At 38.9% G+C, this 14,369-nt stretch carries 11 protein-coding genes and 2 tRNA genes; 2 read left to right on the forward strand and 11 right to left on the reverse strand.

Annotated elements, in window-relative coordinates; genetic code table 11:
* Window positions 1-4: 4 nt before the first annotated feature.
* From A9239_RS00315 to A9239_RS00345, 7 genes are all read right to left on the reverse strand, one after another.
* Window positions 5-556: a V-type ATP synthase subunit E gene (locus tag A9239_RS00315; protein ID WP_048119897.1), complete on the reverse strand. Its 552-nt coding sequence runs from the start codon at window positions 554-556 to the stop codon at window positions 5-7.
* Window positions 557-750: 194 nt separating this feature from the next.
* Complete coding sequence (locus A9239_RS00320) at window positions 751-996, reverse strand: hypothetical protein (RefSeq protein WP_011305426.1); 246 nt, start codon at window positions 994-996, stop codon at window positions 751-753.
* Window positions 997-1,000: 4 nt separating this feature from the next.
* Window positions 1,001-2,935, reverse strand: coding sequence for a V-type ATP synthase subunit I (locus A9239_RS00325; protein ID WP_176722072.1), 1,935 nt, complete (start codon window positions 2,933-2,935; stop codon window positions 1,001-1,003).
* Window positions 2,928-3,257 carry an ATP synthase archaeal subunit H gene (gene ahaH / locus A9239_RS00330; protein WP_048119893.1) on the reverse strand — a complete coding sequence of 110 codons (330 nt, stop codon included), beginning with the start codon at window positions 3,255-3,257 and terminating at the stop codon, window positions 2,928-2,930. Before ahaH ends, A9239_RS00325 begins: the two co-directional genes overlap by 8 nt.
* Before the next feature lie 757 nt (window positions 3,258-4,014).
* Window positions 4,015-5,196: a radical SAM protein gene (locus A9239_RS00335; RefSeq protein WP_048119891.1), complete on the reverse strand. Its 1,182-nt coding sequence runs from the start codon at window positions 5,194-5,196 to the stop codon at window positions 4,015-4,017.
* A 153-nt stretch (window positions 5,197-5,349) separates the two neighbouring features.
* On the reverse strand, window positions 5,350-6,237 hold the full coding sequence (locus tag A9239_RS00340) for a geranylfarnesyl diphosphate synthase (protein WP_048119889.1): 888 nt from the start codon (window positions 6,235-6,237) through the stop codon (window positions 5,350-5,352).
* On the reverse strand, window positions 6,213-6,392 hold the full coding sequence (locus A9239_RS00345; RefSeq protein ID WP_176722073.1) for a hypothetical protein: 180 nt from the start codon (window positions 6,390-6,392) through the stop codon (window positions 6,213-6,215). Before A9239_RS00345 ends, A9239_RS00340 begins: the two co-directional genes overlap by 25 nt.
* Before the next feature lie 1,583 nt (window positions 6,393-7,975).
* Here A9239_RS00345 and A9239_RS00350 point away from each other — a divergent pair.
* A tRNA-Gly gene (locus A9239_RS00350) sits at window positions 7,976-8,047 on the forward strand.
* A 95-nt stretch (window positions 8,048-8,142) separates the two neighbouring features.
* Window positions 8,143-8,227: transfer RNA gene (locus A9239_RS00355), tRNA-Leu, on the forward strand.
* A gap of 308 nt (window positions 8,228-8,535) precedes the next feature.
* On the opposite strand, the gene A9239_RS00360 is transcribed toward A9239_RS00355, so the two are convergent.
* From A9239_RS00360 to A9239_RS00375, 4 genes are all read right to left on the reverse strand, one after another.
* Window positions 8,536-10,062 (reverse strand): MBL fold metallo-hydrolase, encoded by a 1,527-nt coding sequence (locus A9239_RS00360; protein WP_048119887.1) that lies wholly within the window; start codon window positions 10,060-10,062, stop codon window positions 8,536-8,538.
* A gap of 100 nt (window positions 10,063-10,162) precedes the next feature.
* On the reverse strand, window positions 10,163-10,687 hold the full coding sequence (locus A9239_RS00365) for a DUF123 domain-containing protein (protein ID WP_176722074.1): 525 nt from the start codon (window positions 10,685-10,687) through the stop codon (window positions 10,163-10,165).
* A 165-nt stretch (window positions 10,688-10,852) separates the two neighbouring features.
* Window positions 10,853-11,812 carry an ADP-ribosylglycohydrolase family protein gene (locus A9239_RS00370; RefSeq protein WP_048154501.1) on the reverse strand — a complete coding sequence of 320 codons (960 nt, stop codon included), beginning with the start codon at window positions 11,810-11,812 and terminating at the stop codon, window positions 10,853-10,855.
* 431 nt (window positions 11,813-12,243) lie between these two features.
* On the reverse strand, window positions 12,244-13,893 hold the full coding sequence (locus tag A9239_RS00375; RefSeq protein WP_048154504.1) for a hypothetical protein: 1,650 nt from the start codon (window positions 13,891-13,893) through the stop codon (window positions 12,244-12,246).
* Window positions 13,894-14,369: the final 476 nt, after the last annotated feature.

Below are 14,369 nucleotides of genomic sequence, written 5' to 3' on the forward strand. Positions count from 1 at the left end.
AACATCACCCGTATAATATATCAGATATCTGCTTCAATGAACGCTCATACACGTTTTTCAGGATTGAATCATATGTGAAATCTAACCTGACCGTTCCGTCCTCGTTTTCCAGAACAATTCCACCAATAGTATCAAGATTACCAGCGTAAGATAGAGAAGTTAACTTCTTGACAATATCTTCAGAATCTTTAGAAGAGTAAACTCTAGCACCGCTAGCTTCGTACTTGTTGATAATATTTTTCAACAGCTCTTCTTTTTTGGATGCCGGCATTGACTTAATTTTTTCAACTGTCTGGGCATAAACTTTATCTAGAAGATCCTTACGCTTATTAAGCGTAATTCTTTTCACTTCCAGATTTGCACTTGATATGACCTGTTGGTGCAGATTTTGGAGGTCCTCTTCCGCCTTGGCAAGGCTGTCCCCGAGTGTTTTTTTCTGTACTTCCTTAGCTTCATTTATGATCTCGGAGGCCTTTGCATCGCCTTCGGCTTTTATACGGGAAACCTCAGCACTTGCACCCTCTTGGATGTCTTTTACAACAATCTCTAGTCCCATGCTTACACCTCCAAATAAATTTAGAGCAAAAAAGTGCTCTAAAGCCTAGAGCAAAAACTCTAAGCTGCTTAGAGTGCAACGATACCTAGGAAAACTTAGAGCATTATAATAGCTCAGGCCTGCCTGGCAAGGAAAAAAGCCCAGGTAAGCCTAAAGCAATGCTCTAAGAAATTTAAGAGTGAAGGCTCTTAAATTTAAGCAGAATTGATAAGCAGTGCGACGACGAGACCGAATATAACAATGGTTTCTGGAATAACAGTAAGGATCAGGCCCTTACCGAATAATCCTTCGTTTTCTGCCATTGCGCCGATTGCTGCTGTACCGATATCTTTTTCAGCTATTGCGGACGCAATCCCAGTTAATGCGATTGCAATTGATGCACCGATTGCTTTTGCTCCTGCTGCGTCCAGAAATAAGTTTGCTGTTGCTCCATCTACCATGTTTTTATTCCTCCGTGTATTTTCTTATATATCCGAATGGGTTGAATTTTCTGCCCCCGCCTTCATAGAATTTTCCAAAGAATTCTACGTACTGCAACCTGAGTGCATGTAGTCCGGGAGCGATGATACTCAGAGCGACGTTAAGGGCGTGCCCGAGTATAAATACGATAATTGCAGCTATTGCCGCGAAACCGATCTTAGAATGATCAGCCCAGATCATGCTGAAGGATATGTCATTGACTGTACTTGCGATATAAATCGAAGATAAACCGACTGCGATAATACGGGCATATGAAAGAGCATTACCCATAAGAGATGGCAGTTCGACTATACCAGCGATACCCTCACCCATGGCGAGCATCACAATTCCAATAACAAAAACAGCAGCACCAACATACATCAATGCTGAAATACCAACATAACCAATAGCTGCAATAAGTACACCAAGCTCAATAATCATCCAACTGCCTTTTTCAAGAAGAGCATGTTTCATCCCGTGTTCTCTTGCAACGTTTGTAAATCCAAACACGTACCCGAGATTTAGATGAATCAGTCCGACGACGACGCTTAGTATAATCATACTCATTACCATGTGAGCCCTGTGAATTGGGAAAGTAAAGGCCTCTCCTCCAATTGATTGGAACAGGGTTACTGTATGCCAGAATGGAAGTAAACCTTGTTCTTCATGCGTACTCGCCAGAGGGAATCCCAGAAACTCACCATAAATAAGTCCAAAGAAAATCGTCCAAATCTGACAATAAATAAGAATATTCATCATGTCAGCTACTGCATCTGACTTTATTGCCTTTTTAATAGCCAGTGCCATTGCTCCCAATATCAGTGCATATCCGATGTCTCCGAGAATCATTCCGTAGATCAGCGGGAAGGTAATGAAAATCGCTGAAGATGGATCTATTTCAAAATATTTAGGTCTTGCATACAGATCCATAATCTGCTGCATCGGTGCCACTGCTTTTGAGTTATTGTACTCAACGGGGGCATTTTCTTCTTCCTCCTCGCGAACTTCGAGGTTGGTGATGTATGCCCTTCCATTAGTGGCGTTGTTAACTACACTGACAAGCCTGTCATAACTTTCGGTGGGGGTCCATCCATCAATTATGAATGCATTTTCAGATGTAGCTATCCTAAGAGGCAGCTCTGCTTTCTGACTCTCGATACTCAGGACTTCGTCGCTTGCAAGGATAAAATCGGCGTACTTTGTTTTCAAGGACTCGATCTCACCCTTTAAGGATTCGATCCTTCTGGTGACGTCGGCTTCTTTCTGTTCAATGGATCTTAAAAGTTCGCTTGGGACACCACCTCTTTCAGGAACTCTAAGCTCTTTGAATCCAAGACCCTGAAGTAATTCGTAAACTTTGTCGGCATCATTATTAGCTACAAACAGTACAACTGCTTTTGATTGAGGATCAAAGTACAGTTCGTAAGCTTGGGTGATACTCGAAATCTGACTTGCTTCTAGGTTACTTTTTAAAATGCCTGCGAAAACCTTGATGTTTTCGTAGCCACGGAAATAATCAAAGTCAAGATCGATGGGCAGATAAGGCAGGACTTCCTTTTTCTGGGTGTCCATATCTTTTAATTCATTTTCAAGCTGGGAAATTGATTCCGTTTTAGCTGAAATTGTTCTGTCCAGTTCATTTAACTTCGAGTCAAGTTCACGCAGAACAGCGTCAGATTTCTGAACTACCGGTTTTTTGCTTTCAATCCCCAAATAATTGGCGATAGATCGGATCTTCACAAGCTTTTTAGAGACTTCTTCTGCGTTTTTGAATGGCTTGCTGATCTTAAAACCAGACTCGTCTTCGACAAAGTCTTCGACGTGAAAAAGATTTGTATCATGTAGTGCATCGATGGTTTCTTTTAGAATGCTTTTGTGCCCGACAATAACGGCCCTTGTCATCTGTTTAGGTCTACTCATTAAGGACCGCCCTCTCAAACTCCTGTACTAGGTAATTGACGGATTTGTCGATGTTAGCTTGAGCTTTTTGGGACATGGCTAATGCGTTTTTTTCACCATCGGTTATGATCTTATCTCTTTCCTCCAGGATCTTTTTTTCACCCTCTTTAAAAGAGTCTTGTGCAGCTTTATGTGCATCGATTTCGGCCTGTTTCAGGATTTCCCTGGCTTCAGCCCGAGCTTCGGAGATACGCTTGTTTTTCGCTTCAATGGCTTCGTCAACCATTGACTTAGCGTTTTCCTCTGCTTTTTTTATTTCAGATAAGATTTCATTTTTAGCCATGTGAATCTCCGTCTCTCAAAATTTAATATATAAATTAATAATTAAAAATCCCTACTCCAATGGAGGTAGTTAACAAATCCTTCGCGAAAGAACTATATAACAGCTTCGGTTTTATCCAAGAAGAGTGGAAGATCTATAATGAAAAATCATTATATATCTAAAGTATAAGAAATTTTTAAGAAAATTAAAATTATAAATAGCAAAATATCTGGTTAAAATGATAAAGATTAAATATAACAGTAAAAAATAATTGAACCCTAACAGTGAAATATAATTAAGTACCGAAAAAATATCAAATAAAGTACCGAATATAAAATGTGAAGCGTAACCTGCATATGTTAAGTAAAATCTGAAAAATATATTCAAAATTCTATTGAAGTCATATATAAAATTATAAATGAATTCATTCATATTAAGGAATTTTAGTCTCTTTTTTTCTAAATGAAAGCTTTTAAAGGTTTGTTTCAAGCACGAAATATAAGTTGCTTTATTTGGCCAAAACTTTTAAAATTTTTCTTTTGATATGTCAAGTTTCGAGAAAATCAAACCATTCAAAAGCTAATTTTCTAAAATAAACTCTTGTACGGGTTCCGAAGGTATATGAATCCGGTATGCAGGTATCAGTATTCAAAATTTTGATTAAAATATCAAATTATTATCCAGAAAAAAAGGGGTATTTCAAGAATAATGTCTTAATACCGGTTATTTTCCTCACCAACAGTTAAAAAAACAAAATTAAAAAATAACATAAAAAATGTTATTTAACCCTGTAAGGGATCTTTGCGCCCTGAGGTATTGTATGAATATATTCTTTCCGAAAATCGGGGTTGCGCATCATGCAATATGCGGCATTATCTTTTTTGTAAGCTTTGTGCTTACCCATACGCTTCCAGATAACTTCCAGGGGTTCTTCACAGATATTTCCAAAGGATAGAGGAGTGTAAGCACAGGGCATTACTTCCCCATCCGAAGCAACATGCATCCATCGTCTTCCAGCAAAACACCCAAAAAGACTTGGGCCCAGAAAATACGGAAATGCGGTGACTCTGGGACCTTCAGGTTTAGAGTTCATTTTTTTCTGGAACTTCTCAAGCTTTGAGACATCTTTTTCCCCGATTACTTCATCTTCGTGCTCAAGCCAGCGTCCGACGGCAATAATTTCATAGATGGAAAGTTCATGCATTCCAAGGTTAAATGCAAGGTTGTAAAATTCTTCAAGGTCATCGATATTGTGAGGGGAAACAACTACAAACATATCAGTAAGGATCCCGGCAGTGATTGAATTTTTGATTCCGGCGATTGAATCTTTGTATGCACCTTCTCGGCCCCGAATGCGGTCGTGTTCGGCTTCAAATGGGCTGTCCAGACTAATTCTTGAGGCGTATAATCCTGCGGCTTTAAGCTCCTTAGCCCTTTCTTCGGAAAGCTTGAAACCTGAGGTGAGACAGGTAGCAATTGCTCTTGATTTATCGACTCTGGCTACCATCTCTACAAGATCGTCTCGAAGCATGGTCTCCCCTCCATCGAAAGCAATAAGATAAGACCCAAGATCCAGGCTCTGGTCTATAGCTCCGGAAATTTCATCCAGAGTAAGTTCCTTTTCTGGCTTGATACCAGCTGCTCCACAGTGGATACATCGGTTAGGACAGCGAGCCGTAATTCCTATTGAAAACTGATCCGGAACCCTTTTTTTCCGGATAGCTGCGATCTCAGCACTTATCACCCGGCTGAAAACAGGCCCCGGAATTGGTGGGATCCATGTAGAGAAAATAATCTCATTTTCATCCACTGAAATGGGTTTTTCTTCCGCAAAAATGTTGTTTATGCGTTTGAGGATAGGGTTTGCAAGATGGGAAAGAGGACCTTCTACATCAAGCACAATTTTTTCGTTTTCTGTACTGGCATTTACTTTAAGCACCGGACTATCATATACTCGCATGGATACACCTGGTAAATTTGTTAGCAAAAGTTGGAAGACTTATTAAAAGTTAGAAAACTTATTGGATTAGATAAATTAAATAATGTTATTTTTCCATTTACATACCGGAAATTTGACAGTGTCGCAGTTCATTTTTCAGGAAAAGCTGAGCAATTAAACAATCTCAAGCATATCAATAGTTATGTAATCGGTAATCTGAAAGAGTTTGTTCCTTGCCGGACATTCGTTAAATGTCAACAGGGTCTCTTTTGCGGCATTAACACGCATCTTTACAGCATTTATAGATTTTTCTATTGCTTCTTCCTTTGACATATTCTTCATGTAAACATGCGGCAGAGTTTCAGATGTGAATTTCGATTCCTTGCCTTCGACCACTTCAAGAAACTCAAGAATGTCGTCAACAATCTGGTATGCAGTTCCCAGGTAATTTCCAAAAACATTAAAACGCCTGGTCAGGACTTCATCAGCTCCTCCAGTGTATGCCCCTATGGAAGCGCTGATGGCAAATAAAGAAGCCGTTTTCTTGTAAATGCATTCGAAATAGTTATTTTCTCCAAAATTGTCCTTATCGAGTCTCAGATCAAGGACTTCTCCTTCAGCCATATCCATCCCGGCTTTTCCGAAGTCTCTGACTACTTTTTCCCCATACGGAGAAATAAACTCAAAACATTTTGCAATCAGGTAATCGCCACAAAGAAGAGCCCTGGAAGGGCCAAATTTTTCAGGGGCTGATGGCAGGTTTCTTCTAACAAGTCCCTGATCCAGCAGGTCATCATGGATGAGGGAAGCCGAGTGCATCATTTCAATAGCAAGAGCTGCATTGAGGCTCTGTTGGTACGAACCTGAACAGATCTCACTGGAGAGAAGGAGGATGATTGGTCTAATTCGCTTTCCTCCGGTATTACAGACATGTTCTACCATTTTTTTCAAGCTGGAGTCGTTCATTTGATCAATGAAGCTATTTATTCCTGATTCGACATATCTGTATTCTTCCCACTCTTCAATATTCATCAATATTACTCCGTGTACTTGAACGGGCATCTGGTAACGATCTTATTCGCCTCAAACTTAAGTTCAGAAACACAGTTTTGTAAATACTTACTGTTTCCTTCGGCAAGGTTAGAAGGAGAGCTTGTATATTCTAGATGAACCTTCAAGTTCTCATTATTTTCGTCCCTTTGTTCAAAAACTGTCATTTTGGGGGCCATCTCAAGATTTCCATTTTAATAATCTTCTAGAATTTATCATTATTTCCTGGGATTTTATAATTATTTCTAGAATTTTACCTTTTGCTCGATATGAGCCAGAAGATCAGATAGAACCTTAGCTATTACAAAATAACTATCCAAAGACTCAATATCGTGCAGATGTATAAAGAACACTCCAGAGTACACACTCCAGAGCACACACTCCAGTGCACACACGCCAGAGCACACACGCCAGGAACAGGCCAGCAGTACAAAAAAGTGCGAGCAGTATTCTCTTTTGCGTTCGTTTAAACTCCGTATAACACGATCATTACATTAACTTTTTGTTAAGCTCTGAATATTTTATCAGTTATACAAAAGGATATGCAATTTATAGGAACAGCTTGACCAAAAATCCTGAATAAATAAATTAGAGTTATTCTATATCATAGAGCTACTCCGCTAGAAAACAGGGAAATCATAAATTAAGAGGATAAGAGGCCAGGAAAATTATATATTCACTTATTACAGGATAAGTAAATAGCATTTGTGATCTAGTTATCAGGACAAAATTGTTATTACATTTAAAATGTTACATCGCTTCGAATTTCAAATAATAATATTTTGAGGGATTAGCGCAGAAATAGGATATTTTTATTGAAAAATTAATAAAAAATAGGGAGTTTAACAAAAAAATCTGGTTTTAACATAGTAATAAAATATCATTATTGAGAGTATATTTTTTACAATATACTCTTAAATATATGTGTTATACAAATTCTTCCTTAGAAGATTGAAGGTTGACAATAAGATAAAACTGGCTATATAAAATTATAATATATAATTTATCGATGGTATAACTGGAACATTTTTGCACTCATTACTAGCAGATTGTATATTCATATCCAGTTTTACCCCTACCGGACAATTTCAAACAAATATCTGTACTTAACTTGTCCAGCTGCTGTATCACAAAAAATATACGCGAAGAGAAGTTTATTAGAGTTTCTTCAACGCAGGTAACACTAAAAATGTAGTGAAATATAATTAAAGAAGATATGTCTTTTGAAGTAACTCCGCTGGAGTGGATAGAAAGTCCGATGGTTTATCCAAAATCATCTCCTCCAGTAAAATAGAAAAAACAATTTCTTATAGAAAGAACAATTTCTTTTGCCCCAAAATCAGTCCACTTAGCTCAGTATCTTAATTAAAGTTCAACCCCTTGAGCGCAATCGTTGACCCGCAACCGTTGACCTGCAACCGTTGACCTGCAACCGTTGTGCCGTTTGATCAACCGATCACGTCGTTTTCATTCACAGTTTTTTAAACAGGTTCGCGCTCAAGTAGTTTCTTGAAAATGTTTACGCCGCGTGCCCCAATGTGAAATTTGGGTAAATAATCCATTCTATAAGAGTTGAAAGGTGATTTTACTTATTCATAATTCAACTCTCTTGAGATAAGCGAAGCTTAGCGAAAAGATTTCTGTTCTCTAAGACGGAGCTCAGGAGCAAAAAGGTCTTTGTCCTCCCAAGACGAAACTCGAACAGCGAAAAGATTATATATAACAAATACCTCTAGATGTGTTGCAGTTTGCGTTGATGGTCTAGCGGCTATGACTTGGGCCTTCCAAGCCCAAAACCCGGGTTCAAATCCCGGTCGGCGCATTTAATAATTCTCTAATAAGAATATCTTAACTGCTCTTTTTCCCATTTTGTATTAATTAAACATATTAAATGAAATAATTAAATTAAACATTAGTGCGAGGGTTGCCCAGCTAGGTCAAAGGCGATGGGCTTAGGACCCATTTTCGTAGGAATTCGTGCGTTCGAATCGCACCCCTCGCATCTCTTTTATCCAATGTTTTCCGAAACTCTTCATATCAGATTTTTAACTCTTCATATCAGATTTTTAACTCTTCATATCAGATTTTTGTGACTGAGTTTATAAAGCTAGAAAAATTCAAATGACTTGGATAGAAAACAACGGAAATGCGGATCTTAGGTCTGTGGATCATTGGTCTGTGGATCATGGTCTGTATGCCATTGGTCTGTATCTTTGGTTCTTTTGATTTTAACTGTTTGATTTTGATATTCGGTTTTTTTGATTTTTCGGTTCCGTTTTGTTCAAGCTTCCATAAATAGTCTTGAGAGACTCATTTTTGCCCTGCAACATATCTCTCCGAACTTTTGTACTCGATAAGTTTTCCATTGTCCAGTAAGGACATTGAACCGTGACCGCAGCAGATAAGGCATTTTTTGTTTTTCCTGGCGAGTTGTTCATCTATCTCGAAAATGAGGGACATCAGAGCCTTTCTTTCTTCTCGTGCGAGCTTGCTGTCAACATTCACCGATGTCATAAGATAATCAGCCAGGACATTATATGCAGTTCTATCAGGGCTCAGGCTTTTGAAATTGATCACTGCGTCCTCAGGAAAAAGCAGTCCCTCTTCAGGGCAGAGGTAGAAGACTTCTCCATGCATATGCCCGCCCATTCCTGCAAGGGCTTCGAACTTCAGGTTACCGATCTGGAATCGAGCGATAACAGGAAATACACCCCGTTTTTCGATTGTTTTGTCTGAGAGGGAGACTTCGGGAAAGATAACCGTGTTTGAAGGTGGAGTAAATCTGGAGAAAAGGTTAATTATCTTCGTATAAACCTCTTCTAAAATACAATCCTGGTTGCTTGAACCATAAGCTCTGCTGGTTTCCCGTGTAATAAGAAAAGTTTCGCGATTAAGATATGAGGGTGCGGGAAAAAAACCAGCAGCTCCACAATGGTCAGCATCAGCATGAGTAATGTAAATCCTTTTAAGCCGGCTCAAATCTCCAAGCCCGTAGTACTGAAGCATGTTCACGATGTCCTGGTAATAAATACCATACCCTGTGTCGATCATGACCCTTTCAGAAGAGGTATCAAAAAGATAGATATTTCCCCCGCAGGGAGGCTGAAAACAGAAAAGTTCGATATCGTCCTTTATCCTGACTCTCTGTACATCGGCATAAAAATTGTTTCCTGATGTCCGGTTAAGGTAATCCCCAACTTTCAGGATTTTCTCAAAAACCTCTCTCGGATCTTTTTTAAGGTTTGAGAGTTCCTGAGTAATATGATTAATGTCCTGCAGGAATCTCATCAAAAAATCATCTTCAGTACTCCCGATGAACGACCTGAGCTTCTGGGCTAGCCTGAGATAAAATACCGTATCATCAAGTTTCTCCCCGGTTGTATCATACTCTAAAATATCTAGCCTGTATCTGGACTTGAGCTGATTCAGGAGGGCATCTATCATATATGGGTCCTCAATGTGAAGACCTACGACAAGCCTTTCAGGATGCCTTCCACGATCATCAAAATCAAGAAAAGTAATGTTTGATTTCGATGAAGTGATATGGCTCAGAAGGTCAAATAAAGCACCAGGGCAGTTTGGGAGATAAACATGGAACTTCACGAAAGCTACAGGTTGAAAGGAAGTCTGAAGATAGCCTATTTTTTCCAGTTCTTCACGAATCTTTTCATAAGCCTGCGGAAGAGCAGTCACTTCAAAGAAAGCGGTATGTGTATCTATCCTGCGATCATACTGAATCCTGTTAATATTTCCCTCGTGCCGTTTGATAATTTCGGCTGCCCTGTGCAATGCCCCTGGTATATCAGGCATGCAGGCAATAAAAGAGAATTGTTCCATTGGACATCCCTTGATTAAAACAACCCTATTTTTTTAATAATATAATAAATCCTGCTTTACTTTAAGCTTTCCTGCCAATACAGAGAAAAAGGGATAGAGGTTAAAATTCCAGCACAAGGGCAGAAAGTCCAAGGGCTTCAAAAGCTTCAGTAATCTCTGGAAGAGGATTTTTGTTTCTATAAAAAAGATGAGAATTGCACTTGCAGTCTGTACATCCGAAACCAGATACTGAATTCCCTCCTATCCTGCTGGCAAGTGCACATTCAAACCGCTCAGAAGTAAAAGCATAAATCGCTGAAACTAACCTGAAAGCAGGATTCAGATGAAGATAATCCACATGCCATTTGGGATTTCGGTCACGATTTCTGGAAAGCTTGATGTGCCTCTGTAATCTTTTAAGGCCCCCTGGCCCCAGAGCCGATCCCACATAGATATGAAACCCTGGAGAAAAAGAGAACTCTCCCTTTTTACCTATCTCAATCTTGCAGGCCCGGTTTTCGAATATCAAACAGTAGATGCCTTTTCCGGAAAAAAGATTTTTTTCAGTAGAATCCTTTTCAGAACAGTCATTTTTTTCAGAGTAAACGTTTCTTCCTGGATAACCATTTTTTTCGGAAAAATCCATTTCAAGACCTCAATTTAACTTCAAGACCTCAATTTAACTTCAAGACCTCAATTTAACTTCAGAACCTCAAATTTAACTTCATGAACCTCAAATTTAACTTCAGAACCTCAAATTTAACTTCAAAGCCTCAAATTTAACTCAATAGTTTTATCGAATTTCAAGATCTCAATTTATTCCTGAAAGCTGAAGATATTTTTCAAGTAGAGGCTCCACGATTTCCTCTATTTTTTCGTTCTCTTTAAGTGCCTCAATCCAGGAAATTGGTATGGCTTCAATTCCTAGCCTGGCTCCAAGAATACCTCCTGCCACGCTCGCAACCGAATCCGAATCTCCTGTGATATTCACTGCGGTCTGTACTGCTTTTTTGAAATCATTAGGATAACGTAATATGCAGAAGTATGCCAGGGCAAAAGTTTCGTCTGCATACCAGCCCTGCCCGAGTTTCTTCAAACCTTCTTCGTCTCCGATATCACTATAAGCCGTTTTATAGGAATTTTCCAGGGCCTGAGTGAATTCCGGAGAGATTCCCTGAGTTATCTCAAGAAGTGGTTCAAACATTTTCCTGGGTTTCACCCAATCAAGAGCCAATTTTACGGCGTATGCTCCTGCAACCGAGGCAGCATCTGCAGCTGGATGGGTGTGAGTAATTCTGCCGGAAATTGAAGCTGCTTTAATCAGTTTTTCAGGGTCGTTCCGGAAGACAAAACCAAGGATTCCAACCCGCATGAGGCTTCCGCATGTTTTTGAATTTAGTCCCGAATTGCTCCAGTGAATTCCTTCCTTCAGGCTCAGAGCTGCATTTTTTGTGGTTGCTCCTGCCCCGAGGTCAGGTTCGTCCAACCATAGGACAAGCTCTTTTGCAATCTTATCCATAAGTTTGGGAAGTTCAAGTTCTGCTCCTCTAAACAGACCTCTGGCGAGTACGAGCATTAACTGAGTATCATCAGTCCAGGGTGACTCTGGAGAAAGCTCGAGGATTCCTTTGTCGCCGTACTTCTGTTTTATTTGCTCAAGGGTAAGATGTTCTACCGGGCGGCCGAGGGCGTCTGCACATGCTGTGCCGTAGAGGTAGCCTCGGAGTTTTTTTTCGATATCTGAAGTATCTTGCGTGTTTCCTGAATTCATGGTTTCAATTCCATAATTCAAACGAGAAATGAAACTATCATGTGTATAAAGATTTTATCTATATAGGATTGAATTAATACATTATGTTGAACTGTTGTTTTATTGGAGGTGTAAATTCCAAATTTTGAATGTATAAGTAGATTCTATTATTTCTAGGAGCTTTATAGAAAACCTGCCTTTAACTTAAGGTGCTTTAATTGCGTATTATTTATTAGAAACTAAATTCAGCAGAATGATCTAGTGTAGTGTCAATTACAAAATGTCGTATTAAATCGATTGCAATTATTCGGGGTCATTAAATCCTTGATGGTTGACTCGACACTAGTATTTCGATTCCAAAGTGAATTCCTTATTTATTGAGAAAATCCATGATTATTGAACAGATCAAAAACCCAAGTTTTATAAGCCAACTCGGAACCATAGTCATAGCATTATTTAAGAGGAATTTTCTCCAATAAAGGTTCGTGTGTATGACCCATTACATAAATTCTCTTGTTTTTCTGTAGACACAGGCGAGCAGCATACTGAGTGCAGATATGTCTCCGGGAAGGAAGTCCAAATATCAAACATTCTAAATCTCGGAGAGGCTCTTCCAAATTTCTTGACTCGGGATGATGGAATCCAAATAGAGCAGCTGCCCAACCGATTATAGCATTTGGATCTTCATTAAATACATCACTTTGATGACCATGTTCCGCCCAAACTCCTGTTGATTCAAAGTGATCTGAAACTTTTTCATGCTTCCATAAAGGTGTCATCCTGTAACTATCATGGTTTCCATAGATGAATCGGGTGTTAAGGTCTTCTGTTTCATTGACGAGCAAATTGATTGCCTTACTTGTGTATTCTGATGTTTCAGTCAGGGTCTCGTTTCTCCAGAACTCCAAAAAACTCTGAGCTGCAGGATCTGAATACATTTTTTGTGGGTCTATAGTATTGAACGCTCTTTTTAAACCAAGCCAGAAGTCGTAGAGATCTCCTAACTGAACAAGCGTTGCTAATATTGATCCTTGCTTCTGATAATCCTTTAGCAAATTTATAAATTCATATAAATCTCTCCCAGCGTTCTGGAAAATATCTGCACCTTTCTTATTTCCATCTCCATGATATAGATTGAACCAATAATATGCATTATTTCCTGTGATTTCCTTATTTTCATCCCATTCATTGAGATTCTGAGGGTCCAGTAGTACTTCCAATATCATTTTCAACATTACTATGATATGCACGTTATTCAATTTGATATTCTGACTGTTGTCCAAACTATTAAGCTGCTGGGGTTCGAAGGAGTTTTCGATGCTTTTATCCATTAATTGCATTATTTTTCTTCCCTCTAACGATTCTCCAAAGATTTTTTTCACAATATCTTTTATTTTTTTAATATCTGTTACCGATCTAAGCTCTTTGACTTCAGTGAGAAATGAAACCACATTTTTCTCGTTCTCTCCATTTTTCGTAATAATCTCATCATTGATATCAAGTCTCCCACGAGGCCATGCCCATGTAATGTCAATTGGGTTCGTATCTTGAAGGTATGTTCTATTACAACAGTTCATAATTGGGGCATGAATATCACCCAAAAAAACGAGAATCTCGTCAGAACACGGCGCTTCAGTTATTCCATCAGCACAAACCAAAGCATTTACAACAGTCACAGGTCCTAAACTAGTAGATTCTGAAAGTTTGTCAAGCAATGGTATCAGTACCTTAGCTTCTGGAGAATTTAGCACTTCTTCGCTTATCTTCCCCAGATAACGGTTTATTGAGGAGTTAGGATTTTCATAGTTACAGAGAATTGCAACGGAGCCACATACAAGTCCAAAATTACGTCTTCTAGTCCATGCGTCCCCGGTGTCTTTATCCCCTCCCCACCTTCCTACATCCATGTAAAGGAATTGATTAGTCTCTTTGTTTCTAGTTACTACACATTCTTTCTGATCTGTGGAATCAAACAATTCTGCAGTCATCTTTCCGGGTTGTAAATCCGAATTATGCTTGATAATCTTCACATTATCATTATGCCTTATAGTTTTACAGTTAGTTCCTAATGGAAATGTGTAGTTTGCTTCACCTGCGCTCATATACAGTGTTCCTCCTTGATTGATTAAGTCTAGCAAAAAGTAAATTCAGTCGGTTAAACATTTAGGATCCTTATTCAATGACTTTGAAACAGGGACAATTTTTGTTAAGTCAAACTTACTCTGTTCAACAATTTAACATTGGCCCTTTTTATTAACTGGCACGTCCATAATTCACGAAAAAAGATAGGTTTTCAAGCTAAAATTCGAATTAAAGAGCTTCCGTTATCTAGTTCTAATTTTTGGCTGCCGTAAAGTAGCCACATTTTGGGCTGCTAAAAAGTGAGGGTTTGGAAAACTTGTAACCAGAAAGGTTGCAACTATCCATTACCTTTAAGCGGTTTATTTTATATCTCTTAAAATAGAATCGGCTATCTGAAGTTAAATACATTGTGGGCAGTTGCTTACAGCACATAAAATAGCACCAGGGATATTACCTGTAGCTAGATTTACTGCACATGTGCACATTTAGTGAGTAA

This window comes from Methanosarcina sp. A14, assembly GCF_001729375.1.
Classification (GTDB): Archaea; Halobacteriota; Methanosarcinia; order Methanosarcinales; family Methanosarcinaceae; genus Methanosarcina; species Methanosarcina barkeri.

Bases quoted from the DNA above. Each gene is read 5' to 3' on its own strand.
- A9239_RS00315 (WP_048119897.1), bottom strand. From the start codon at position 556: ATGGGACTAGAGATTGTTGTAAAAGACATCCAAGAGGGTGCAAGTGCT.
- A9239_RS00320 (WP_011305426.1), bottom strand. From the start codon at position 996: ATGGTAGATGGAGCAACAGCAAACTTATTTCTGGACGCAGCAGGAGCA.
- A9239_RS00325 (WP_176722072.1), bottom strand. From the start codon at position 2,935: ATGAGTAGACCTAAACAGATGACAAGGGCCGTTATTGTCGGGCACAAA.
- ahaH (WP_048119893.1), bottom strand. From the start codon at position 3,257: ATGGCTAAAAATGAAATCTTATCTGAAATAAAAAAAGCAGAGGAAAAC.
- A9239_RS00335 (WP_048119891.1), bottom strand. From the start codon at position 5,196: ATGCGAGTATATGATAGTCCGGTGCTTAAAGTAAATGCCAGTACAGAA.
- A9239_RS00340 (WP_048119889.1), bottom strand. From the start codon at position 6,237: ATGCCCGTTCAAGTACACGGAGTAATATTGATGAATATTGAAGAGTGG.
- A9239_RS00345 (WP_176722073.1), bottom strand. From the start codon at position 6,392: ATGACAGTTTTTGAACAAAGGGACGAAAATAATGAGAACTTGAAGGTT.
- A9239_RS00360 (WP_048119887.1), bottom strand. From the start codon at position 10,062: ATGGAACAATTCTCTTTTATTGCCTGCATGCCTGATATACCAGGGGCA.
- A9239_RS00365 (WP_176722074.1), bottom strand. From the start codon at position 10,687: ATGGATTTTTCCGAAAAAAATGGTTATCCAGGAAGAAACGTTTACTCT.
- A9239_RS00370 (WP_048154501.1), bottom strand. From the start codon at position 11,812: ATGAATTCAGGAAACACGCAAGATACTTCAGATATCGAAAAAAAACTC.
- A9239_RS00375 (WP_048154504.1), bottom strand. From the start codon at position 13,893: ATGAGCGCAGGTGAAGCAAACTACACATTTCCATTAGGAACTAACTGT.